Raw genomic sequence first — 24,102 nt, 5'->3', positions numbered from 1 at the left:
GGAAGATCCCCCTAATTATATTATTGCTTGTGATGCGATTCTATTGATGAGGGTATATCTACTATGTCCGACGCATGTATGCACGTACCGTAATGGGTGCAAAGATCCCAACAATAACAGCAGATCCAATCAGAGAAATGACCAGGTCCCAACCTATCGTTCCAGAGTTGGCAAGATCTCTTACTGCAGTGACGAGATGCGAAATCGGATTAATATTTACAAACCACTGGAGCCAGTTCGGCATAGTATTGACTGGCACGAAGGCGTTGGAAAGAAACGTGAGCGGAAACAGCACAATCATCGATATCCCCTGTACACTTGAGGCAGTACGGGCAATCACGCCGAAGAAGGCGAAAATCCAACTAATCGACCAGGCACAGAAAATTACAAGAATCCCCGCAAGAGCGACGTGCTCTAGACCACCCTCGGGCCGATAGCCCATAATATATCCCATGGTTAAGGTAAGAATAGTAGCAATACTATACCGGATGGTATCTGCCAACAATGCTCCCGCCAATGGCGCAATACGCGCAATAGGCAGTGACTTGAATCGATCAAATACACCTTTATCCATGTCCTCTCGCAATTGGACACCTGTGACAACTGAGGTCGTTATCACGGTCTGTACGAGGATACCTGGGATAATTACGGGCAAATAACTCACGATATCACCTGAGATGGCCCCACCAAAAATGTAGGTAAACATCAGGGTGAATATGATTGGCTGGAGTGTAACATCAAATAATTGTTCCGGTGTGCGTCGAATTTTCAGTAGACCTCGATAGGCCATCGTCAACGAATTGCGCACCGTCTGTCTGAAGCTCGTGTGATTTTTTAGTTCACGATCGAAACCCGATTTAATTGAAGTACTTTTCATGCTTTTGCCACCTCCGCTTTCTTCGATTCATAGGATGCCGATACCGCACCCTCCTTAACACCATGACCTGTGATCGTTAGAAATACCTCATCAAGGGTCGGTTTTTGTACACTCATTTCTGCCAAGGGAATTCCAGCCTCACGCAGAGCGATAAGAAGGTCTGTAACAAGGTCGGCGTTCGCCATCGGTGCTGTAATCTTTCCGGATTCGTACGATACATTTGACTGGATTTGGAGCACCCGTTCAACGAACTGGCGGGCAACCTCAATGTCTTGTAAATTCTGGACACTCAATTGTAATGACGAAGTACCTACGGACGCTTTCAGTTCATCCACAGTGCCTTCAGCGACAACTCGGCCATGATCGATAACGGCGATCCGGTCTGCTAGTTGATCGGCCTCTTCGAGGTACTGTGTTGTTAGCAGTATGGTTGACCCCGTCTTCACCAACCGACGAATCGTATCCCACATCTGTGTACGTGTGCGTGGATCTAACCCAGTAGTCGGCTCATCAAGGAAAATAAGGGGTGGCTGCGCAATGAGGCTTGCCGCCAGATCTAATCGACGACGCATGCCCCCGGAGAAGTTCTTCAACGGTCTCTTCGCTGCCTCCGTCAAGCCAAATTCCTCAAGTAACTCGTCTGCCTTTTGCCGCGCTTCTGCACGCCCCAGCCCTAGCAGCCGAGAGAAGATGATCAGGTTCTCAGTAGCGCTAAGTGATTCATCGACCGATGCATACTGACCTGTCACCCCGATCAATTGACGGACAATCTGCGACTCCTTCACCACATCGTGCCCGAAGATTCGCGCCGAACCTGCATCCGGACGAAGTAAAGTCGCCAGCATTCCAATTGTTGTGGTCTTACCTGCCCCATTCGGACCAAGCACGCCGTAGATTGTACCGGCACGAACATTTAAATTTACGCCATCCACTGCTCGATTGTCTCCAAAATTCTTGACGAGTCCGCGCGCTTCGACGGCCCAATCACCATGACTGGGCTCTATTATTCTTTTTTGTACATGAACCATTGCAATTCCTCCTATATAACTGTTTATATCGTGATGATAACTCACCTTTGTAAACTGAATTTAAACAAAGATTGAATACTCATTAAAATTGGGTATTAATCATTTAAATCACTCCGAATTCCATACTGAAACCCTAGGTTTGCATCCTTTTTTCATACATAATAAAAAGAGGTCAGCCTATATGGCTAACCTCTTTATGCACCTCTTTGACTCTCATCGTCTCCTTATTGGCCGAGAAAATGTTGAACGAAAAACTCCAGTTGGTATTCCATACTAAGTGGATCGTTAAAGTAGAATGCCTTCGCATCAGCCTCGAAAACATGTTGATTCTTGACAGCAGAAATATTCTTGTACGTCTCCGTAGTCTGGAACGAGTTGTCTTCATCCGCATTTTTGCTGAAAATGACATAGTCGCCGGTGTAATCCTTCAGAACTTCTGTCGATACGGCGAAGAACCCATCTTTCTTCGTCGCTTCCTTAACTTTCACAGGCATGCCGAGCCCGAACTGCTGATAGAGAATTTCTGTTCCCCGGCCAAAATTCTCTCCATACACATAGAGTTGCTTATTGAACGTCTCGATAACCGAAACGGTTGCATCAGCACCAATCTTCGCCTTGATTTGTTCCCCCACTTTATGGCTACGATCATTAAAGTCATTGATCCAGGCCTGAGCTTCTTGTTCTTTATTTAACAACTTTCCAATTTCAAGTTGCTGCGTTAAGAAATCAACTTTGCCATACGTGTACGTAACCGTAGGAGAAATTTGCTTAAGTTTGTCGATGTTATTGATATCCGAGAGCCCTATAATTAGATCCGGGTTCAACTCAATGATCTTCTCTAGACTTTCGTCCGTAACTACCTCTGTGTTGGCTAACTTTTCTTCGAAATTCGGATTAGACTTGGACATTTCGTCCACGCCGACCAGTGGCACATCTAACGCCATAACATTACCTGTTAAGAATCGAGTGATTACAATGACGCGCTGTGGATGCGTCGGAACCTCAACAGGCCCATTCTCGGATTGATAGGTGAAGGTGTCTGACGAATCGGAAGTGGTTGATGTTGATTCCTTACCTGACGGCGCGTCCGTAGAAGATACAGCGGAAGGGCTCCCTACATTATTAGATTTGTTCGTTGGATTGCCCCCGCAAGCACTCAAAAGAATGACTAAGAACAGAACGAATGGAACAGAAAGCTTTTTCATATGATGACTCTCTCCCTTTTCTATTGCTATCTAGTTTTGATGTCAATGATAATAATAATCATTTTCATTTGCGTAAAACTATTATAGGGTTCCATTTTGCGTCAAACCATGCCTTTTTGTTGGAGAAATCACTTGGACTATTGGTTGCCTGTAAATAAAGATACCGCACGTTGAAGCTGCAAACGTATTGAAACCGGATTATAAGGAATCCATTCATCTCGATCTAGTAAATGTACACCCTTCTGCTGTACGGCTGAAAGCTTGCGCCAATCGTTCGACTTAAATATCTCTTCTGAATGCGCGGTTGAACCATTTACATCCGGAAATACAATAACCAGTATCCGATCTCCCGCATAATCTGCGAGCTCTGATACTTCAATGGAAATGGAATGGAATTGATCCCCAAGCTTCTCTATTTGCTGCTTGATCCTTGTAGGGGGCTGTAGTCCAAGCGATTGATAGATCACATATCCTGCATTGCGTGCGCCGTAAACGAACAATGCCTCTGGCTTAATAACCAGAATCGTGATGATCTCATTGGCTACTCCGTTATCCTGCACCATCAACCGAGCTGCCTGTTCCTCTTCCTCAAAAACGGCTAACCATTGCTCTGCCCGATCTCTTCTCTGTATTATCTGAGCAATGATACGCAGGTGTTCTTTCCAGCCTATGTCCATCCATGAAATTTCCACAATAGGCGCTACAGCCCGTAAATGTTCCGCATTCAGTCCATATTGATCCAGGTGTTGGCTTGCGGCAATAATCAGCTCGATGTTGCTATCAAGCAATAACGACTTCACCTGTTCCGCAGAAGAATTAGCATGAATAAACATCATCGTTTCTGGCGGATGCAGACCGGACGTACTCACATATTCGCTACTATCCGAAATAATAACAGCTGGTTCCAATCCTAGTAACATCAGATGACTGGCGTAGGGCGTAAGCAATACGGCCACGCGCTTGAAGTATCCACGGTTGTAACCAGAAGGCGCAGCTCCCGTCTGTTGCTTAAACCGACGACTGAGATAGAACTCATCCTTATAACCGACCTTCTGTGCAATCTCCCTGAGCGTACCTGATCCGCTAATTAATAGCTCCTTAGCTCGATGAACACGAAGTCGAGACAAGTATTCACTAGGTGAGAATCCGGTATGCTCCTTAAAAAGAATCGAATAGTAGGATTGACTTACGCCTGCAATCTCGGCTAAATGCTCACGTGTTATCTTATCGCTATAGTGGTTCTCCAAGTAAGTAATGCTGCGTTCCATCGATGGTTGTTCACTAGCAACATATTTGGCCTCTTGCCCCTCCAGTAATCGAAGAATAATTTGGTGAAACACAATTTGATTCTGCACATGGCGGACTTCATTGTCTGGTAATCGATGGATATAAAGTTCCTCTACATGCGCCACAATCGCAGGTTCATAAGGGAAGAATTGAATAATGACATTTGAGGCCGCCTCGCTTTTCCGTATCAATGCACCTGTAAGCAGAGCCCCCTCTTGCACTCGAGTATTGATTACTAGCTTGTAAACATGAAGAGGATGCTGAAGATTTGCACTGAGAACGGCCTCCGTGTGCGCCGGAAGCAAGATAACGCTCCCCTCCATCAATTCGTACATTTGATCATCAATCATAAGGTTGCCTTTACCCCCGACAACTGCGATCAGAACAGTTAAACTATCATTAAAAGTATACATTGGGAGATTTGTGGTGCTATAAATCGAGTGAATACTGTCTGCCATATATAATGGAAAATGGGACTCAGCCCACTCCGATTCTACAATGTTCTTCACAGCCAAAGCCTCCATTACAATAAAAGTGAAAAATGTCTTGAGCCCTTGCAATGTACTAAGCGCTATACCAGCTAGTTGAACATGAATTGTACACTTTCCTTATTGTACAACAATAAAGAAGACATCATATATGCAACATCTTGGGGATCATCTTCATAGCACTCCTTTTCCCAGCTAAATGAAAAAAAGGGCCCAACCCACGTATCACGAGGTTGAACCCATAGATCAGTATAACTATTTCTTATTCCACGTCTTGAATGAATTTCTCCAATGCGGTAACATCCGTGATGTTCTTGTTACATGTCTCGCTGTTTAGACACACATATTTACCGATGGCTTTATAGTAATCGGGCGAAGCGTTAGCAGGTTTCGATTTCGTAGTCACCACACAAAATGCAACCTCTTCATGCCGATTACATAAACAGCAATAGCTTTTCTTATTCGCAGGAGTATATTTTCCTACTACACCTACGATTTGCCCGTTCAGATGATACACGATGAACAATTTATTCGTTGCGATATCGATCCAGCCAAGATAAGTCATATAGCGGAAATCGATTTCAGCTAACTCGGGAACCTTTAACTTTTTGATTTTGGGAAAGAGCTTCTTAACCTGCGGTTCCGTCAATGGGGCGAATTCCGCCATGTAAGGTACCAGCGAACTCAAATAATGTTGGAATTCTCCAGACGTATTTAACGTCGAAATCTTCTCCAATGTCTGCTTTTGAAGATCATTCGTATCTGGTAATGCCTCTATAATTTTGGATTGCGCACTATATCTTACCGCGTCTACCACTTTCCGATCGGAAACGGTGTTGCAAGCATGCTCTAGTAAACCAGTCTGCTTCTTAATTAAGTTATATTGATGGTTTCTAATGAATGGATTGACCATTGCTTTTCAGCTCCTTATTGTTTATTAACAAGAAAATAAGGTGCAAAGCCCACTATTAGAAACGATATAAGTACGCTAAGGCGATAATGTTAACGATAACTGTTCACCCCATACAAAGTATCGCCCTAATATTAGGCTTTGCATGAGTCGGTATTAATCTGGCTAAATGATTGGCCATTCCTATCGCCTCCTTTGTTACTTAACATTATAAAATAACCGTCTCTTTTCCCGCAAGTCCCCCCATACCCATACCTACTACTTCCTTCTCCTAGTTCCGCGGTCAACGTGCCCTCGTCATCAAAGGACAAATACAATATTTTGATTAGAAGACCGATATCCTCAAAAAGAAAGTAATTCACTATAAATAGCAGATCAAGGTGTTATCCTTGACCTGCTATTTAGTCTTGCTCCTATGTTGGCTTCCATAGCTTCTTCCCTCGTAGTCTTATTCATCGGACGAAAATTACTCTCTATCTAATGAACGACCACGACTCACGTTCGACATGCGGCGCCTAAATCTCATTCACAGCCGACCCAGGAAATGTCTAGGTGACACCTCGCTCGAATCAGTAACCAAATTGACTTTCCAATCCGTCAAAGAAAATAAAATGAACGGGGATGGGATTAAAAGCCTTCTCATTCTTTAAATTTATCCATTGCAGCATAACCTTGTAATTACCCACCGCTGGTTCTCTCCACTGCAAAGTATACTGCGAATAAGCCAGTTCTTTTGAAGATGCTAAGTTGGGCCCCTCTTCACTGCTTGGCCACAAACTGACTTTACCATCGTTATCCGTTTCTGCATTTGCTATTATTGTATCTCCATACAATAATACGAAATGCCCTGATGGTGCTTTATTCCCATCTTCAGTTCGTATACTTAGATCCAATCCAAGCTCAGTAGAACTCAAGCTTAAATCTGGTGATTTCAATATATAATCTAGTGTATCACCCGCGATTCCTTTAACAATAATCTCTTCGACAGATTGCCGATATCCAAACATTATTTCGCTACGCTTACGCATGAGCAGCTGGAACAATATCGGACTGATCCCGACCAACCTGCAGGCTGGTATATCTATCACATCGATTTAAGAAATGACGGTGCCATACCTTCCCGTACGGCATTAATGCACTTATTGCTCTCTTTGCTCATGAAGCGCGGATTACTTCTGTTCTCGAGCCCGCTTCCCTATCATCAGGAAATCACGAAGCGGATGGGCTTTCATCAAGTGGAAGGAGCCACCCATTTCGACTTTGGACCAAATCTTCCATCACCCACTTATCTTCTAGACTTGCGTGGAGAAAGACAAAGGAAGTATTTCGACCTGTTGCTCCAACAGGTCGGTGTCTCTTTGGCTCTATCGCTACCCGAAGGAATATTCAACTTCACAAGTAAAGAGCGTGAAGTTGCTCTTCTCGTCATGTCAACCCAATCCAACGCAGAAATCGCTGAGAGCTTAAACGTGACCGAAGCGGCGATTAAGAAGCACCTCGGCAGAATTTATATGAAAGCGGAAGTACGCGGCAAAATACAACTTCTCAAGAAACTGATGGAAGCTACTGTCCGCTAGCTTCCCTTAAAGATAATGACTGTAGAACGATAAGCAGTAACACAAATCAACCACGTCCAATGGACGTGGTTGATTTGTGTTACTGGTAGAGCACATTGCAAGTAAATCTGAGAGGTGATCATACGTGCCATGCTTAATTTTGGAAGGTGGAACCCTTCGCCCTATATCAGTGATGGTGTGATGAACGCACTGCACGATCAGGAAGTTATGTTCCCCTATGTTCATAGTAATAGAAGCGATTTCGAATAGCTCTATTCATATTTCATAAATTGAAATACTCAAAAATATTTCACTAGTCATCGCGCATAGAACTGGTGAACATGCTATAATTATGGTTGCATTTAATACTAGTGAGTACTTGTTAGTATCTCACTTAAAGAAATGACTTTTAGAAGTCTTTTGAGAGGAGGCCATGTGATGTTCGCGAAGCGACTGAAACAGTTGCGTAAACAGAGGAAATTGACTATGCAGGAAGTAGCGGATTACGTTGGAGTTGCAAAAAGTACATATGCTGGGTATGAATCTGGATACCGCCAGCCCACGCTAGAATCCATTCATACGATTTCTCGAAAGTTACGCACTTCTGCGGATTACCTTCTAGGGCTGACTGATTATCCTGAGCCCCCAGCAGAACTAAATCATAATGCGAAAGAATATCTAAATTACGAACAGCTTCACTGGGATGGGATTCCTTTGGAAAAAGACGATCTTGACCTGATTCGTATATTGCTCGAACGTGTGATCCGTGACCGAAACTTACCAAAGGATGAGTAACTTATCCTCCCATTAATCGTTGCATCTTCGCTCTTGATTCATCTTGAAGCCCCACTTTTAACGTGTTATACGTCTGTTTCCACTCATTAATTACACTTGTAGATACAGCATCCTTCTCTGCGTTTCGAATTAGATCTTGGTATGTAACTTCACATGTAGATTCCGCAGTTGTTATCTCCTTGGTTGTATTTTCTTTCCATGATTGAACGCTATCGAAATTCCTCACATCCAACTTCTGGATACTATTCTCTGCCCCATTTAAGACCATATTCATATCCTTCCTACAATTCGCCTCAATCTTTATCATTTCTTGTTCGTATTTCTGTAGTGGAGTTACGACCGCATCGGTTTGTTTACTGCTAGCTAAGTCCTTTTCTCCTGTGCTAGGCGAATCTAATTCCACTGTACTGGACGAATCCGGCTTCGTCGTAGGTGGTGATGTATACACATTGGTTTGAGAATTACTTTGAGCGTTGCTTTGTTGTTGAGGCTGAGCCTCGGACTGAATTGGAGCTTGAACTGTGGCTTGAGTTCCAGACTGAGGTTTGGGCTGACTTAGAACAGATGTACCCGACGTCACTGGAGGCTGACTATTAGATTGCGCACCTATTTCTTCATTCTTCTCCGCTTCATTTGAAGACTGTGATATGGATTCGCCGCCAACCTCTGTGTGATCATCCGATATTCGATCATCCGATATTCCAATAGAATCACCCATCTCACCTATCATAAGCGGTTCTTCTTCCATCCCTAAATTCATGCCTAACGGTTCATTTGTTGATCGTTTATCTGCCTCTAGCTTCGATGTTTGGCTTCTTTCTTTCCCATTGGTTTGATCATCGCTTTGCGCTTTCTCTGAGGACTCCTTCCAATACAATCCACCCCATACAAAAAGCAATATAATCGTGATAGAGGCTAAAATAACTATAAGAGGATTCTGTTTCCGAATTCGACGACGTCTTTTTTTTCGTATACGTTGTGTTCCCATCGTTATGTTAAACACCACTTTCTTATCAAATTTCGATCCCTTCAATATCCTCTTTACCTCTTCCGCAGGAACTATAATCCTAATTTTCCGTTACTATTGATAATAAAAGAAATAGGCCAGTCCTCCTTCACAAAGGAGAACTGGCTTATATTTAGAATTTCATTAAACTTTCGATGATGAGATTACTCATTTGAGTGACCTGTTTTTTGATATTATTAATGGCTTTAGTCTTAACCGATTTCGTAAATTCGATAGGGCTAATCTGATCAAAACTATCATTTCCAGCTTGAACAACTTCTACAAGCAATTGTATTTTTTCCGAATCTGTGGTTGCAACACGCAGTCTCTGTTTAAGTTCGGTAACAGTACTTTCGAATGTCTTGACGATCTTTTGAATCTCTGCAGCTGGGTCTTTCCCGAAGTCATCGTTAACAAGCGTAACTTCTTGCTCAAAGATTACCTTCGAACTACCTCCGAGGAAATGGGCCAGTGATGCTTGAATAACTGCCGTTCCGTTCTCCACTTTATTCGATATCTTAACTTCACCTTTCGAATCTACCTTAACATCTTTGCTACCGGAGACCTTCTTCCATTTCAAACTAGATGAAGGAATCTCAACGCCTAGAACCGTCATCCCATATGCATGTTGACGTCCGTTATCAGTAATCTTAACGGTTGATTCCGCTTCAGAATAAATATAAGCAGCATTCATTGCTTTAATAGCCTTCTCATCGTTCTTAAGTTTGCTTTTAAATTTAGTTACCATGGAAGCAATATCATCCGGTCTAATACCAAGATTGAACATTGCATCACTTACAGCATAACCATTCTTATCCGACAGGACCTCTGACAACGCTGTACTTTTAACTGTATCTAGCCCATCTTTATTACTTAATAGCTTATCCAGTTCATTCGAGCTCATATTCGCTAACGTGTTGCGGACGATTTTTTCAACTCCACCATTTTCACGACCATCACCAAACATCATGATCAGGATGTCATCGATTGTAAGCGTTGGAACTCCAGCAACAGTCGCAATCGTCTTCAATGTTGCTCTGAATTCTGGGTTTGCTCGAACAGCTTCCATCTGAGCAGCTTCTACGTCGTATTGAATTGAGCCCACGGATTTAATAATATCAAACAAGCTGTTCTTCAACGCAACTTGATCTACTGATTCTGGTAAATTCTGAGCAATCGGATTCCAGATCGGATCAATCCATTCTTGATCTTTGGCGAAGCTCAGCCCGATCAATTCATCACGTAACTTACGAACATTGTTTACATCCGAAGAGCCACCTGCAACTAACGCATCAGTTATCTTATTCCACCGTTGCAGGTATTCCTCTACAGGGAATATATTCTCTTGCACTACGGTGTCATCTACCAGCGTGACCTCTTTCTCAAAAATCACTTTGGCAAATTTGCCATACGGATTCACAATCATCGCTCGAATAACAGCTGATCCGCTTTGAACACCTTCAGGAATCGTAACTACACCATTTGGAGCTACTATCACATCATCGCTGCCTGAAACTTTACTCCATTTCAGTACAAGTGAAGGAATTTCCTCTTCGAACAACTTCAGGCTGTAACTTTGTTTACGACCGTTCTCACTAATCTCAGCAGTTGCCTGTGTGGCTGTACGAATATAAGCAAAGCTTATCGCATTAATGGCGGCATCATCCTTCTTAAGTTTAGCCTGAATGTTAATTACCAACGTTCTGATATCCTGAGATGAAATGTCCAATTTGTTCAGAATCGAACTTATTTTATAGGTATCCGTTTCACTTAGTTGCTTATCAACGGCTTGCAGCAATACCTCAGTTACAGCTTGACTATTACCCACTAAACCTATCAATTCAATTAAAGACATATTTTCAATTATATTTCTAACCTTTCCTTCTAGACCTATTCGGTTCCCACCGTCACCAAACAGGAATACGAGAAGATCATTTGTACCGATATTCATATTGCCACTAGCAGCGGCGATCATCTTCAGCATAGCTTGGAAATCAGGATTCGAGCGAAATGCATCCAAATCCGTCTTGGATTGAATTGAACCGACAGCCTGAATGAGTCGGAATATACCAGCCTTAAGTTCCGTTTGATCGACGGATTCTGGAATCCTAACTCTAATCTTATTCCAAATAGGATCAAACAACTGTCGATTGGCCATATAATCAAACCCAACAAGTTCATCCCGCAGGTTCATTACAGACTTTACATCCGCCGGACCACCCGTTACGAGAGCATCGTACAACTGGATCATTCGCTCAATTAGTGGGTTCGACAGCTGTTCCAATTCCGCAGCGTTTACCGTTTGAATTAAGCCTAAATTCTTCACGAATCCTTTCTGACTCATTGGTAATCCTCCAAGCGAAACAGTAAACATAGATAGCACGAGCGCGGATACGATCATCTTCTTTGTAAATGTCATTTCGTTCACCCCTTAATATGGATATGGATATGGATTTGATTAGTACTCTAAAATTTCAGCACGGGCATCTGTTGTTTGACGCCCTGGTTTAGATTAGGACGACCCACCGAATAGTAAATGAAATCTGTTCCCAACAGATGCTCTTCTTTAAATACATTTCGACCATCTATGAGAATCGGCTGTTTCAATACACTTTGTAGCTGTAATAGATCTACCTTTGCGAATTCATCCCACTCCGTCAATAAGCACAATGCATCCGCATCTCTAGCGGTTTCAAGCGCTCCATCGCACCATTCGACGCCGTCCTTACCGAATAAAGCTTGGAAGCTTTCCATCGCAATTGGGTCATAAGCTTTCACTTTTACACCGTTATCAACTAAATGCTGAATGATCTCCAAGGCGGGTGAATCACGAACATCATCCGTATTGGGCTTGAATGCTAATCCCCACACAGCAACCGTCTTCCCTTCCAACTCACCGTCAAATATATTCTCCAGCTTGCGAATGACGTTAAAGCGTTGACCCTGATTCACTTCCACAACGGAGCGTAGTAACTTAAATTCATAATCCACATGACCAGCAATCTGAATTAATGCACTTGTATCCTTTGGAAAACAAGAACCTCCATATCCGATACCAGCTTTCAGGAATGATGGACCAATTCGCTTATCATAACCCATCCCTTCCGCCACTTTAGTCACGTCTGCGCCTACCTTTTCGCAAATGTTGGCAATCTCATTAATAAATGATATCTTTGTCGCTAGAAAGGCATTAGATGCGTATTTTATCATCTCTGCGCTACGGATATCTGTCACAACGATTTGTTCCGTTAGTGGCTTATGAAGTTCAGACATCGTGTCAGCAGCACTCTGGCTTTCTGCACCAATGATGATTCGGTCGGGATGCAAAGTATCCCCGATCGCCGAACCCTCTCGTAGAAACTCTGGCAATGAAATACTATCAAAGGTCTTGTCCGATCTGGATCGGATTAATTTAGCAAGTCGTTCATTTGTTCCAACAGGTACAGTACTTTTCACAGCAATGATCTTGTAACCGTTCATCGCACCTGCAATTTCAAGCGCTACTTGATCAATAAAAGCAAGATTTGCCTCTCCATTTGGTAATGGTGGCGTTCCAACCGCTATGATGATAATGTCCGATTGTCGTACAGCACTGGGTAGATCCCCCGTAAATGATAGTTTTCCAGCCTCGCGATTGGCCGTAGCTAATTCTTGCAGTCCCGGCTCATAGATCGGTATCCCACCGGCATTCAACATATCAATCTTTCGCGGATCCTTATCTACACATATGACTTGGTTGCCGAGTTCCGCATAACAGACGCCTGACACGAGACCTACATAACCGGTTCCGATAACCGTAATGTTCATTGTCAACACTCCTTCATTAAGTTTGTTTCATTTACACAGTGCACAGTTGCATAATCTCGTTCCAATCGAATGCAAGTCTCACGATGTCCTCTTCAATAAGTTCAGTGCCCGTTTGCACTTCGATGATATCCATCTCCGTATTTGCCCGCAGGCTATGTCTAGTGTCTTTGGAAATGACTAAGACGTCTCCAGCCTTCACTAGAAGGTGCTTATCATTCAGTACCATCTCACCTTCACCAGCAACGACAGTCCATACTTCGTTTCTAAGTAGGTGGTATTGATAGCTTAAATTCTGACCCGGCGCGACACAGATTCGTTTCGTTAACACTTCTTGTCCGTCTGGATATTTCAAGTAATCGAGTACGCGATAACGTCCCCAACGTCGTTCTTCATACATCGGTCGTTGATCCGAATGTTTCATGACTTCTTTAATCATAGGACTGGATGCCTTGTCCGACACCAGAATCCCATCCGGGCTTGCAGCAACAATCACGTTGGATAAGTTAAGGAGTGTAATCGGTATATCCAGTTCATTGATGACATGCGTATTTGTCGATTCACCACTGATAATTCCTTTGCCAATGAGTGAGGATTCTATCTGCTCAGTCAATGTATTCCACGTACCTAAATCCTTCCAATCACCTTCATAGGGAAGTGCAACGATGTGAGTCGCTTTCTCCACGATTTCGTAGTCGAAACTGTTCTTAGGAATTCTTCCATACTGTTTCGACATCTCATCGTACTGGATCGGATAACCCTTTTCGATCAGAATGTTAATGAGAAAATCAAGCTTAAAAGCAAAAACGCCGCAGTTCCAAAGTGCAGCCTGTTCAATCATGGCTACCGCTTCTTCCTCACGGGGTTTCTCTCGAAAACTTTGAACGGTTATGAAAGGCTCATCAGCCTTAGTACCGACATTTGGAACGATATATCCGTATTTCTCAGAAGGATACGTTGGCTTCACGCCCATAAGCGCCAAATCCGCACCCGACTCATTAAGAACATGTTCTAACTCTTTTGTCTTGTGGAAGAATGACTCCTCCACGTATGGATCAACAGGCATCACAACAACAGTCTCATCTAAGCTAACGCCTTGAACCGAATATAAATAGGTAGCTGCCAACGCGATGGCTGGAAATGTATCTCTTCTCTCCGGCTCCACGATCACTTCGATCTCGCTTCCGAGCTGGCTGTGAATCATTTCAACCTGTGACTTACTTGTTGCGATATACGAATGATCGCGAAGTCCAGCATTGGAAATCTGTCCCCACACGCGTTGTACCATCGATTCCCGTTCACCATCGATATTTCCCAACACCTTCAAGAACTGTTTGGAACGTGATTCATTGGATAACGGCCACAGGCGTTTGCCTGATCCCCCGGATAGAAGAACAATTTTCATAATGAATCCTCCTAAAAGTTTTTGTGAAACTTAGCTTCTTGATGCCTAAGTTTTTGTGAAGCAAGCCGCTACGGCAACGGATTGTCCCTCCGATCGCTGTTGCCCTCTAATTTCTTGATTAAACCGCTATAGCGGTAGAAATTCGAGGGCAAAGGCGAACGCTGTCGCTTCTTCAGGACAATTCCGTCACCTTCGCTACATTCTGTTTGATCCAACATTTTTCATCACAGATTTCGTTATTTTTCCTGTGTTAACACTAAAAATAAAATGCAAATTCAAATGCATACTCACTGCATACTCTCTTAATTAAGTGAGGCGTTTCTGCCTCACTTAAATCTCTAAAACATTACTCTCTCTCTTACCGTGCAGATTCTAGCGAAGGGGGCGGAATTGTCCTGGAGAAACGGCAGTGTTCGCCTTTGCCATTGGATTTCTACCGCTATAAGCGGTATATGATCAAGAAATCTGAGGGCAACAGCGATCGTAAGGACAATCCGTCACCGTAGCGGACATCTCCGCACTGTAACTTTACTTCGATAGCATAAGCTTCGTTTTTTTAAGCAACGCCTCTTCATATAACCGCGTAATCTTAGATCTTTTCACTACGAGTTGTGACGATTCGATTCCGCTAGTCCAGGTATTATAGTAATTTGAATTTTTGCCGTATGAATTATCGAGTAATGTGTTGGGCTTGTCCATTAAGCAAGCTAGAATATGACCATGTAACCTTGAAGTCTGCACATTGCGATAACCGCTGAAGCGTCTGACCGCTTTGCTCACTAAGTAATCACTATACTTATCCCAGATAGCATGCATCGGTAGAGGGCCACTCCCTTTTCTCATGACTTTGGCGATCATGTTGATAGCCTTTTTCTCCACTCGATTGTATAAGGAAGCCCAATCTAAGAAATCGCCCTGTCCATCCGATTCGAATTGTAACTGCTCGCTTGTCTTCTCAATATCCGTCCGGAAGAAACAGAGTAGGTCTTTATCAGGTCTACTTTTCGGAGTAATCGGCCACAGTTGATGCGCCATATCAGGCGATAAGTAGACGTGACAGTTATGAAATTTCTGAATAGCTACCCCATAGGTCAAGGTATCTCTTACAAAAAGATGAGTATCCCTATGGTTATTAAAAAGTTGCGCCGTACGGTCATATTCCGATTCTTCTTTAAAAAAGATCGTCTGAGGAAGTAATACGATCCGATTATTGATATATTCAGCAACAATTCTCTCACGCAATCTCTGATGGACTGGATACAAGTCTCCGAAGTTCCCTCCGCCCTGAAGGACTATGATCTGATCCTTTGGTATGACGAGTTCATCTGGGAAATCAAGAACGCTGTATCGCGCTTGAACGTGAATATTATGATCTCTAAAGAACGCCTCGGTGCCCTTCATAATCAATAAGTCCCCGCCATTGTTATAAACAGGGTAGTCTATATAATAAATACTCGATCCCGACGGGATCACATTCAGAATTTTACGCAGCTCTGTTTTCAATAAATCCATCGGGTGACCATTAGGTTTCCCTTGCATATTAGCGCGCTCCCTTGCTTTTTATTTTGTCTTGCATGCGTTCTACTAGAAAACGAAAATCATCCTTGTCGAATATCATCCCGCTCAGCTTCACCTGAAAGACGATCCGCATCGCTGCCATCGTCACCGCTAGTCGAATGATCGCTCCAATGAATAACGCAAGCGCGATTCCATTTAACCCGTATAATGGCGTCAATACGAAGAACAACCCGATCGTTACAGCCAGTGCGATCAGTTGACGAACTAATACAAGACCCGGTCTTCCCATCGCATTAAACGAGGAGGCAAGTATCCATGATCCACCACCGAGAATGCATTCAATAGACAGAAGATAGAAAGATCCACTCGCCTCTAGAAAAGGTGCACCGAACAGTACACCCATTAGATACCGACCGATGAACATGCAAGGAATAACTACGATGGTCATCAAGAGCATGGATAACCGGAATGCCCTACCAACCGTAAATATAATCGTATTCTTATCCATACCGGTGACCTTCGGAAAAATAACATTCGTAATAGCTGTCTGCACAACATTGAATACACGTGATAATGCATAGACGACGGTGTACAATCCTAGGTCTCTTGCTGTTAGCATAGAAAGAATAATGATTTTATCGAACTGAGAATACAGTGTTCCTAGCAGCTCTACTCCGAATACTTTACTACCGTATCCGAATAGCGTCTTTGCTGCCTGTAGATTTCCCAAGCCCTTGAACCAATGAATTCGAAGCTCTTCTCTTACACTGTATAAAGCCCACAATATAACAAATACACTGGTTACTAGAAACACCAGTGCAGCTGAATGAAGACTTAAATTATCCAATGACCATAACACCATAAGTCCAATCAGATTGATCAATGGAAAATATAATCGAATGCCATTATATACGTTGAACTTGCCTGTGCTCTGAGCCAGAGCCGAGATTAAATTGACTGCAAGTAATATGGGAAGCATCAGTACCGTATACCACCTAGCGGTCTGAATAACAGCTTCCGGATAATTACCAAGCCATACGGGCAACCACATCCAAGCGACGAACCCGACAATCACACTGACAGGAATCTGGAACAGAAACCCCGCCCGGACGAAATCAGCTCCATTACCTTTGTTTTGCTTGAGGTTATAAATTAATGAGGTTGGAAGACCAAACCCCACAAGACCTGCTAGTAACGTTGGCCAAAATAGAATGGCCGAGAACTCCCCTTTACCCACAACACCGAACATGCGGGCCGTCACAATCGAGGTCAGTGTGCTGATGATCATGACTAGGAGATTGGTTGCACTTGTGCGGAGAATCGTTTGAAAGAGTCCGCTATCCTTCATTTCTTTGCGAATGGTGAGCTCTGCCATGTTCTACTTCAACCCCTACCGTTATATCGCAAGATACCCACAAGTGACCCGTTGCGGTAACATATTTTTACAACTTGTCGAATAAACGTTTTGAAATGAAAAATCGTGAGTATCGATGAAAGAATAGCCTGGAACATACGAATCGTATGCTTCAGAATCGCTATGGAGCTCTTATCTTTGCGTTTCACCGCATCGCTCACTCCCTGCCAGAACATCCGTTTCAAGAACCATTTCTTCGTCGTTCGTTCCTTTGCTATTTTGTGCTTGACCGGGGCAAAGGGAGTATAGTACACCTTGTATCCTTCACGTAATCTCGCAATCAATTCGCTTTCTTCGCTCGACAACAAGTTTGTTCCGACCCGTCCCAAGTCCTCACGAAATGGCTTCATATGATCGAAGACACTTACTCGAAAAGCAACATTCGCCCCATATGGAATAGATGGCGACGGCATTTCCTTCACTTCACTTGAATAATCGAGAATCGTGAATACCGATCGATACTCCTGCGGAATCCAGTCCGGTTCCTTGTTTTCCCAGATCGGTTCGATCTTGCCTCCTACACATCCAATGGTCGAATCACTTTCAAACACTTCTACGATGTTCCGCACCCACTCGATTGAAGCCAAAGCGTCATCATCCAAGAAGAGAATGTATTTACCTCTTGCCTCCCGAATGGCTCGATTACGGGCAACGGATAATCCCAGTTTATCTTCGAATATATAACGTATCCTTGAACCATGCCGAAGTCTTAAGTTATTCACTACCTCGACGGTATTATCTGTCGATCGATTATCGATGACGATAATTTCAATTTCCTCATTAGGAAAACTTTGAATCAAGACGCTCTCAATGGCCTCTCCTGTATCCTTCGCTCGGTTATGCGTGCAAATGGCTACCGTTACTGTAATATTCATCGTTCATCCCCATCCTTGATAAACGTTTTTTATCTTTTGCGCAATGGTGCTCCATTCCAATTCCTTCAATACTTTTTCATAATTTGGTGATTTGTTCTCTTTTTTCACATTCAATGCGACTTTCATTGCGTTAGTTAGTCCGTTATCATCTGATGGATCATATCTAACGACCATGTCTTCCGTGAAATATTCATCAATGAAGTCATTGTTTGGCATGATGATCAACTTCTTGAACGATAGACCAAGTATCGCTGAACCTGAAGTTGTAATCTCTTTGTACGGCATCACCATAACATCTACAGCGCTAATTAGATCGGCAATCGATTCATTGGGAATAAACTGTAGCTCCATAATGATATTATCGATATCCTTAACATGCTTAAGATACGCTGTCATCTCTACGTCTGCTTTGCCTGCAATAATTAGATAAGATTGTTTCGACTTCACAGCATTAAAGGCTTCGATTAGATCCTCGACACCCTTATATGCTTTGATTGCACCGAGAAATAAGTAGACATCAGCATCCTCGGGAATGTTATAGACCTGTCTGAAATCTGTACCTTCACGCTTGTACACTCCCAAATAATGGCCATGTTTCACCACGAATAACTTCTTAGCTGGAACATCGAATTCAGTCATTACTTTTCGTTTAATAGACTCCGAAGCTACTATCAATTTATTACAGAAACGACAAATCAAGCGACGCATATAGCGCTCCATTCTGTGATACTTGGCGTTGTGTGGGTACAGATTATGAATCGTCCAGATCAACTGTATATTCCGCATCTTCAAATACATCATCGTTATAATAAAAATGAACGATTTCACGATAAACAATAGTGGATTACGATTCTGGTAAGCATGGTGCATCCAGTGAATATGGACAATGTCGCCCGGTTTCGCTTGGCCTACCTTCAGCATTAGCTTGCCATGCTTCAAATCCTTAATGTCCATTCCTGCACCGCATAACGAATTTGTTAATAAGTCATTGTAAAAGTTCAACTCGCTCGATTTCGGCCACATCCATACTTTCATCGCTTTACTCTCCCTAAACTTGCTAGAATATCAATTCCACCGGACATCCCTTTTAATCACCTTGGCCGGTATCCCTGCTACAAGTGTATAGGGATCCACATCCTTCGTTACAACTGAACCCGCCGCAACTACAGCTCCATTACCAATGTGTACGCCTTTTAAAACAATAGATTTACATCCGATCCATACCTTATCACCAATCACAATAGGCTTCGTCGATATCGTCCCCTCTATCTGATGATAATCGGTGTCTGTAATAACAACGTCCCATGAGATCGCACAACCCGTACCGATTGTAACCGAATCCTTTGCCATGATCTCTGTCCGACGATTAATATATGTACAATCACCGATCACAATCTCTGCACCAGGGGCGTCTAGATAGAAATTAACTTGATCGTAGAGCATGACTCTACTCCCTAACATTAATTTCGAATGGCCACATTTCGAGATGATATGAGAACCAGCCACTTGAAGCATCGAGCCGCTCTTCGTCACTCTTAGCGCAAACAAATGACCTCTTAATACGCGGTTAATCTTCTTTATGACATGCCTAACCTGACTTACATTCAAGTGAAGCCCCTCCCTAACACTACTCGTTACTGTACATATCCCCGCTGACCCTTTAGTTATATCTGCGGATCCATTCATTCGGAACATGAATCTCGCGAATGACTTTGGCAGGTGTACCCCCGGCCAACACATTGGCTGGAATATCACGTGTAACTACGCTACCTGCTGCGATCACGGTATTGCATCCGATCGTTACACCAGGTAAAATAAGTACTCCTCTACCAATCCAGACATTATCCGAAATGATGATATCTCTACTCTGAGAACGATCATCCACATCCACGGGATGAAAGTTCGAATCGATCATATTAACCATTGGACCGATGATGGTATTGCTCCCAATCCGAATCGATTTCGTACATCCGATATCTATGCCATAGTTGAAGAACACATTATCCCCCACCCACAGCGTAGCTCGTTTATTAACAGAAATCGAAGACTGAAAAGGTTTCGCATGAAAGGATACATTCCGTCCAACGACGAATTCACCCTTGTTCTTCACAGTAAGACGACCTGATATCCTACTCAACCGTCCCACGGAGCTGGTCTTGAACGGAAGGATTACAGCTCCCTTCAACACCGCTAACAATTTACCTATACTGAATTGCTTCGTTGTGATACTCATTCCCTCATCCCACCGCTTCTGACTTCATCTGATTAGCCAATAACAAATGGTAGGTATTCTCTACCTTTCGGGCAATCGTGTTCATGTTGAAATCATTCATTACACTTGTATGCCCTTGGCTTGAGAGTTCTTGATAGTTAACCCGCTTATCGTAAACAAGCTGAATCGTCTGATAGAGTTCCTCAACATCTCCATCTTTCACGATGAAACCTCCCTTTGTCAGATGAATGATTTCCGGAGCTCCACCAGAATCTGCAACGATGACGGGTGTTTGTACAAGCATGGATTCAATAATGACTCTTCCAAATGGTTCATTTAACGAGAAGTTAATGGTCAGATCACATTCCTTCATGAGCTCAAGTGGTTTCTTGCTGTACCCATAAAAAATAACGTTATCTTCCAAATCGTACTCAATGACCTTCTGGATCATGTCATTGAAATATCCATCCGATCCATCGACAGAAGTGTCACCTACAATCAGCAGCTTCCAGTTATATTTCTTGTTATCAGCCAGTTTCTTGACAGCCTCAATCATAAGATGATATCTCTTCCACTCTACGATCCGTCCAAATGTTCCAATAACAAGCGTATCATCCTCCATAAAGCTCCGATTCTTCATCGTTAATCCAAGCTCTGTATCGACGCCGTTATAGATGATAGTCTTGTTCTTGCCCTCGATGGAGTTCGCTACAAATTGCGAAATACATATGACCTGATCAAAGAACCTGGGTAATACCCGATTAAACATGCGTAAATGTGTGTGATCTCGATGATGCCATACCAATTTGCACTTGGTTAGAAATTTAAGTGGCGCCGTATACCAGGGTGCTCGCCAACCATTGGCATGTACAATATCAATGTGATTTCTGATCACATATGACTTGATTCGAAATACCGTTTCCAAATAACCGAAGCCTAATTTCTTCTTAATGCTATTCAGACGAAGAGGAAAGTGCTTGTATTCTGTTCTAATTTCACTTAAATAATCGGCATTTTCAGGACTCAATAGATGAATTCGATATTGCGAAGTATCCAAGTAATTGATCAAATGAATGAGACTTTGTTCGGCACCCCCCTTTTTATCCGCATGGGTCACAAACATAACATTGATTTTTCCTTTATCCATTCATAGCACCTGCTTCATTTGATAACTTGTATTCAACGAATTTATGTACCCCTTCAATACCTCTTTATGATCGTAGTGGGTGCGTATGAATCCCTGCGACGACTCTAGTAGTGTTCTCGCTCTTTCGGGATTATCGAACAATAGCTTTATTCTGCGATAGAACTCCTCGGGACTATCAGCAACCATAATGTGCTCGTTATCCACAAGCCCAGTACCCTCGTATCCGATGGATGTTGAGATGACTGGCAATCCATTCTGAATGGCTTCGATCGTCTTTAGCTTTACACCCGCTCCATTTCGCATCGGATTCACAAACAGATAGCCCTGTTTGTAAATATCGTCCAGACTCTCTGGTGTGTCATGTACGATGACATTCGTCAAATCGTAAGAGTCGAGCCAACTCAAGCTTTGCTTCCTACTATTCCCAGCAACGATAAATTTGTAATCAGGCTCTTTCAACATCAAAGGATGAATATGCTCCAGATACCATACAATCGCTTCTCGATTATTCGGCATGAAGAGTGATCCGATAAATACAACATGTTTGCTGTCAAATGTACTCTCAAGGAATGTTTCCTTGGTGACCGGAGGCGGTAAAAACAAACTATGGGTTGCAGGATAAAGTCTATGGAAGATTTCAAACTCCTTATTCGAAATAAATAAGTACTTATCAACCTTCTTCCGCATCTTCTTCTGTAATATCGAGAACTTGCTACTTTCCATGTGATAATACAGCTTATGAATGGCATTATGGGTACTTCTAGCTAACGCCTTGAAATATACCGCTTCATCGTTATGAACTCGTAAAATAACGTTCGCGTGTTTGACTAACGGATTATTTAGGATGGGATAGACATAGTCTCCTTCCAGCAATACATAGTCATAATCCTCGTCGATGTTCACGTGTCTTAACTCGTTACGCGATTGTACCTGCATAGGAACCACATGTAGCATATCTGTAAGCTTACTTCTCCGATCACACAGCTTTATATCTTCAACGTAGCGATATACCACTTTCATATCCGAGGGTGTAGGCACTTGTTTCCCACAAACAACGAGATGAATCGTCCATCCAAGTTCAGCTAACACCTTAATGCGGCCCCACGTATCGACCCTGCCGCCATGATCCGCAGGATAAGGAAAATCACTACATACAACAAGTATTTTCATTTAGAAACCCCCGACATTTTGGATTGGTTTATTTCGTTCTTCCCTAGAAAAGTGCTGATAAATGCAAACAACAGCCAAATCTCATATTTAATCTCAAGCGCCACAAAGAGCAACGAGAACAACATGCAAACAAGTGCCAAATACAGGATGATGCTCGATTTCACTTTCACAATCAAGTTTTTAGCGACCAGATAAAAGAAAACAACTGAGAATATCCCGCCAAACATAAACCATTGGAAGAATCCCGATTTGACACCCAAATTTTTATCCGAGTTCGAGTATTGAAGTAACTCTCCCGTATTAATCTGGCCGATCCCAAAGATGTTGTAATAGAAATGAGACATGAAGAGGATTGAGTCGTTCAAATAGTCATCGAAATACATTAAGTAGGCTCCGGTACCTACCCCCAGCGGATGGTGAAAGACCGTAATGATAGCGATGATTATCGTTCCCATCCTCGTATATGACGAGGTATAGTTCTCCATATCGTTACTAAACGAGCTGATCAATCCTGCTGAGAAATACGCAATAAACATATACATGGCTAAGACAACACCAATAAGGACAATGAAATTCCTCTTTTTTCTGAAATCAAGAAATTTAATCATCGTCACGACTAACGTCAATAAACATACGATTAGGAACCCCTTGGATCCTGTAACTGACAGATAGAACAGAAAAATTCCTGCTGTATATACGTTAGATAGAATCCTTGCAAAGCGATTTAAGTATCGACTCAAATACACTAGTATCGAAGAATACACGACGATAATAGACCCCGTGGTACTACTTTCCGAAGTAAGCAGTCTCACCCTCCAATAAGGATTGCTACCCGAATGCAAGAACGTTAACGCATTGGGCATGGTAACCAATTCCACAATCATAATCACTAACAAGAGACTCATCACCGCAAGGAAACAACCATACAGGAGTTTAAAGCTATTTATTTTTGAGAACACGAGCTGCATATGCCGGATATACAGCAGAATTAATGCAAAATAAACTAAGACCTTGATCCCTTTGCCAAGCAGGCTCTCAGACCAGAAGCTGTAACTCCCCTGCATGAATTGAACGAGTATGTATCCCAAACTGACAAAAGTTAAATAAACAATAAATGCGAACAAGTACTTCTGTAGCTTAGATACCACCATCAACCTCTTATATTTAGAAAGCATCGCAATCTCACAAAATATAAAGAGAGGTAGCAGCAATATAATAGGCGATCTGCCTATCTCACCGATCGTATTAACAAGAGGGAAATCCTGATAGACGGTCAGTACCAGCAAGATACTGAGATAAAGAGCCAAAAAGAAACTTTCCTTACTTGGCTTCTTTCCAGCTAGTTCTTCATTTGACGTATGATTGCTATGTAAGCTTTCGTTCATCATCTCTTTCATCCCCGTAA

General features: G+C 42.7%; 21 protein-coding genes. 2 read left to right on the top strand and 19 right to left on the bottom strand.

The genetic code is table 11. The features are described 5' to 3' along the window. Window positions 1-61: 61 nt before the first annotated feature. From BW961_RS10440 to BW961_RS10415, 6 genes are all read right to left on the bottom strand, one after another. Window positions 62-877, bottom strand: coding sequence for an ABC transporter permease (locus BW961_RS10440; RefSeq protein WP_068584983.1), 816 nt, complete (start codon window positions 875-877; stop codon window positions 62-64). Then, window positions 874-1,905 carry an ATP-binding cassette domain-containing protein gene (locus tag BW961_RS10435; protein ID WP_068584986.1) on the bottom strand — a complete coding sequence of 344 codons (1,032 nt, stop codon included), beginning with the start codon at window positions 1,903-1,905 and terminating at the stop codon, window positions 874-876. Before BW961_RS10435 ends, BW961_RS10440 begins: the two co-directional genes overlap by 4 nt. A gap of 224 nt (window positions 1,906-2,129) precedes the next feature. Then, window positions 2,130-3,110, bottom strand: a complete 981-nt coding sequence (locus BW961_RS10430; protein ID WP_068584989.1) for an iron-hydroxamate ABC transporter substrate-binding protein — start codon at window positions 3,108-3,110, stop codon at window positions 2,130-2,132. A 137-nt stretch (window positions 3,111-3,247) separates the two neighbouring features. Further along, complete coding sequence (locus tag BW961_RS10425) at window positions 3,248-4,906, bottom strand: helix-turn-helix domain-containing protein (protein ID WP_244555924.1); 1,659 nt, start codon at window positions 4,904-4,906, stop codon at window positions 3,248-3,250. 241 nt (window positions 4,907-5,147) lie between these two features. Next, the gene (locus BW961_RS10420) at window positions 5,148-5,798 is read right to left on the bottom strand and encodes a FusB/FusC family EF-G-binding protein (protein ID WP_068584995.1); all 651 of its coding nucleotides are present in this window, start codon (window positions 5,796-5,798) and stop codon (window positions 5,148-5,150) included. A 566-nt stretch (window positions 5,799-6,364) separates the two neighbouring features. Further along, window positions 6,365-6,802 (bottom strand): hypothetical protein, encoded by a 438-nt coding sequence (locus BW961_RS10415; RefSeq protein WP_076576779.1) that lies wholly within the window; start codon window positions 6,800-6,802, stop codon window positions 6,365-6,367. Between BW961_RS10415 and BW961_RS10410 the strand changes: the two genes are divergently transcribed. Both BW961_RS10410 and BW961_RS10405 read left to right on the top strand, forming a co-directional pair. Further along, window positions 6,785-7,372 carry a helix-turn-helix transcriptional regulator gene (locus BW961_RS10410; RefSeq protein WP_156510122.1) on the top strand — a complete coding sequence of 196 codons (588 nt, stop codon included), beginning with the start codon at window positions 6,785-6,787 and terminating at the stop codon, window positions 7,370-7,372. The two genes, BW961_RS10415 and BW961_RS10410, sit on opposite strands and share 18 nt — an antisense overlap. Before the next feature lie 417 nt (window positions 7,373-7,789). Next, complete coding sequence (locus BW961_RS10405; RefSeq protein ID WP_068585006.1) at window positions 7,790-8,146, top strand: helix-turn-helix domain-containing protein; 357 nt, start codon at window positions 7,790-7,792, stop codon at window positions 8,144-8,146. Window position 8,147: 1 nt separating this feature from the next. On the opposite strand, the gene BW961_RS10400 is transcribed toward BW961_RS10405, so the two are convergent. The 13 genes from BW961_RS10400 to BW961_RS10340 form a co-directional block, all read right to left on the bottom strand. Continuing rightward, the gene (locus BW961_RS10400; RefSeq protein WP_068585008.1) at window positions 8,148-9,179 is read right to left on the bottom strand and encodes a hypothetical protein; all 1,032 of its coding nucleotides are present in this window, start codon (window positions 9,177-9,179) and stop codon (window positions 8,148-8,150) included. A 106-nt stretch (window positions 9,180-9,285) separates the two neighbouring features. Beyond that, window positions 9,286-11,571, bottom strand: coding sequence for a hypothetical protein (locus BW961_RS10395; RefSeq protein ID WP_068585011.1), 2,286 nt, complete (start codon window positions 11,569-11,571; stop codon window positions 9,286-9,288). Window positions 11,572-11,618: 47 nt separating this feature from the next. Beyond that, window positions 11,619-12,959, bottom strand: a complete 1,341-nt coding sequence (locus tag BW961_RS10390) for a UDP-glucose dehydrogenase family protein (protein WP_068585013.1) — start codon at window positions 12,957-12,959, stop codon at window positions 11,619-11,621. A gap of 31 nt (window positions 12,960-12,990) precedes the next feature. Then, entirely contained in the window at window positions 12,991-14,361 is a 1,371-nt protein-coding gene (locus tag BW961_RS10385) for a sugar phosphate nucleotidyltransferase (protein ID WP_068585016.1), read from the bottom strand. A 528-nt stretch (window positions 14,362-14,889) separates the two neighbouring features. Then, the gene (locus BW961_RS10380) at window positions 14,890-15,900 is read right to left on the bottom strand and encodes a polysaccharide pyruvyl transferase family protein (protein WP_068585019.1); all 1,011 of its coding nucleotides are present in this window, start codon (window positions 15,898-15,900) and stop codon (window positions 14,890-14,892) included. Between the two features lies 1 nt (window position 15,901). Continuing rightward, window positions 15,902-17,254 (bottom strand): oligosaccharide flippase family protein, encoded by a 1,353-nt coding sequence (locus BW961_RS10375; RefSeq protein WP_068585022.1) that lies wholly within the window; start codon window positions 17,252-17,254, stop codon window positions 15,902-15,904. 8 nt (window positions 17,255-17,262) lie between these two features. Further along, on the bottom strand, window positions 17,263-18,168 hold the full coding sequence (locus BW961_RS10370) for a glycosyltransferase (protein ID WP_068585026.1): 906 nt from the start codon (window positions 18,166-18,168) through the stop codon (window positions 17,263-17,265). 3 nt (window positions 18,169-18,171) lie between these two features. Continuing rightward, complete coding sequence (locus BW961_RS10365) at window positions 18,172-19,203, bottom strand: glycosyltransferase family 4 protein (protein ID WP_068585029.1); 1,032 nt, start codon at window positions 19,201-19,203, stop codon at window positions 18,172-18,174. A gap of 30 nt (window positions 19,204-19,233) precedes the next feature. Beyond that, window positions 19,234-19,776 carry an acyltransferase gene (locus BW961_RS10360; protein ID WP_244555923.1) on the bottom strand — a complete coding sequence of 181 codons (543 nt, stop codon included), beginning with the start codon at window positions 19,774-19,776 and terminating at the stop codon, window positions 19,234-19,236. 52 nt (window positions 19,777-19,828) lie between these two features. After that, complete coding sequence (locus BW961_RS10355; protein WP_082867455.1) at window positions 19,829-20,401, bottom strand: LbetaH domain-containing protein; 573 nt, start codon at window positions 20,399-20,401, stop codon at window positions 19,829-19,831. Window positions 20,402-20,405: 4 nt separating this feature from the next. Further along, window positions 20,406-21,527, bottom strand: a complete 1,122-nt coding sequence (locus BW961_RS10350) for a glycosyltransferase family 4 protein (RefSeq protein WP_068585031.1) — start codon at window positions 21,525-21,527, stop codon at window positions 20,406-20,408. Then, window positions 21,528-22,697, bottom strand: coding sequence for a glycosyltransferase family 4 protein (locus tag BW961_RS10345; protein ID WP_068585035.1), 1,170 nt, complete (start codon window positions 22,695-22,697; stop codon window positions 21,528-21,530). After that, complete coding sequence (locus BW961_RS10340) at window positions 22,694-24,085, bottom strand: hypothetical protein (RefSeq protein WP_156510123.1); 1,392 nt, start codon at window positions 24,083-24,085, stop codon at window positions 22,694-22,696. The genes BW961_RS10345 and BW961_RS10340 overlap by 4 nt, the downstream gene beginning before the upstream one ends. Between the last annotated feature and the right edge of the window lie 17 nt (window positions 24,086-24,102).

Source organism: Paenibacillus macquariensis, assembly GCF_900156375.1.
Classification (GTDB): Bacteria; Bacillota; Bacilli; order Paenibacillales; family Paenibacillaceae; genus Paenibacillus_AQ; species Paenibacillus_AQ macquariensis.
Note: the sequence above shows the minus strand (reverse complement) of the source record. Positions and strands in the feature narration are given on the sequence as shown.

Bases quoted from the DNA above. Each gene is read 5' to 3' on its own strand.
- BW961_RS10390 (WP_068585013.1), bottom strand. From the start codon at position 12,959: ATGAACATTACGGTTATCGGAACCGGTTATGTAGGTCTCGTGTCAGGC.
- BW961_RS10385 (WP_068585016.1), bottom strand. From the start codon at position 14,361: ATGAAAATTGTTCTTCTATCCGGGGGATCAGGCAAACGCCTGTGGCCG.
- BW961_RS10395 (WP_068585011.1), bottom strand. From the start codon at position 11,571: ATGACATTTACAAAGAAGATGATCGTATCCGCGCTCGTGCTATCTATG.
- BW961_RS10435 (WP_068584986.1), bottom strand. From the start codon at position 1,905: ATGGTTCATGTACAAAAAAGAATAATAGAGCCCAGTCATGGTGATTGG.
- BW961_RS10405 (WP_068585006.1), top strand. From the start codon at position 7,790: ATGTTCGCGAAGCGACTGAAACAGTTGCGTAAACAGAGGAAATTGACT.
- BW961_RS10350 (WP_068585031.1), bottom strand. From the start codon at position 21,527: ATGGATAAAGGAAAAATCAATGTTATGTTTGTGACCCATGCGGATAAA.
- BW961_RS10375 (WP_068585022.1), bottom strand. From the start codon at position 17,254: ATGGCAGAGCTCACCATTCGCAAAGAAATGAAGGATAGCGGACTCTTT.
- BW961_RS10420 (WP_068584995.1), bottom strand. From the start codon at position 5,798: ATGGTCAATCCATTCATTAGAAACCATCAATATAACTTAATTAAGAAG.
- BW961_RS10430 (WP_068584989.1), bottom strand. From the start codon at position 3,110: ATGAAAAAGCTTTCTGTTCCATTCGTTCTGTTCTTAGTCATTCTTTTG.
- BW961_RS10365 (WP_068585029.1), bottom strand. From the start codon at position 19,203: ATGAAAGTATGGATGTGGCCGAAATCGAGCGAGTTGAACTTTTACAAT.
- BW961_RS10380 (WP_068585019.1), bottom strand. From the start codon at position 15,900: ATGCAAGGGAAACCTAATGGTCACCCGATGGATTTATTGAAAACAGAG.
- BW961_RS10415 (WP_076576779.1), bottom strand. From the start codon at position 6,802: ATGTTTGGATATCGGCAATCTGTCGAAGAGATTATTGTTAAAGGAATC.
- BW961_RS10345 (WP_068585035.1), bottom strand. From the start codon at position 22,697: ATGAAAATACTTGTTGTATGTAGTGATTTTCCTTATCCTGCGGATCAT.
- BW961_RS10370 (WP_068585026.1), bottom strand. From the start codon at position 18,168: ATGAATATTACAGTAACGGTAGCCATTTGCACGCATAACCGAGCGAAG.
- BW961_RS10440 (WP_068584983.1), bottom strand. From the start codon at position 877: ATGAAAAGTACTTCAATTAAATCGGGTTTCGATCGTGAACTAAAAAAT.
- BW961_RS10355 (WP_082867455.1), bottom strand. From the start codon at position 20,401: ATGAGTATCACAACGAAGCAATTCAGTATAGGTAAATTGTTAGCGGTG.
- BW961_RS10340 (WP_156510123.1), bottom strand. From the start codon at position 24,085: ATGATGAACGAAAGCTTACATAGCAATCATACGTCAAATGAAGAACTA.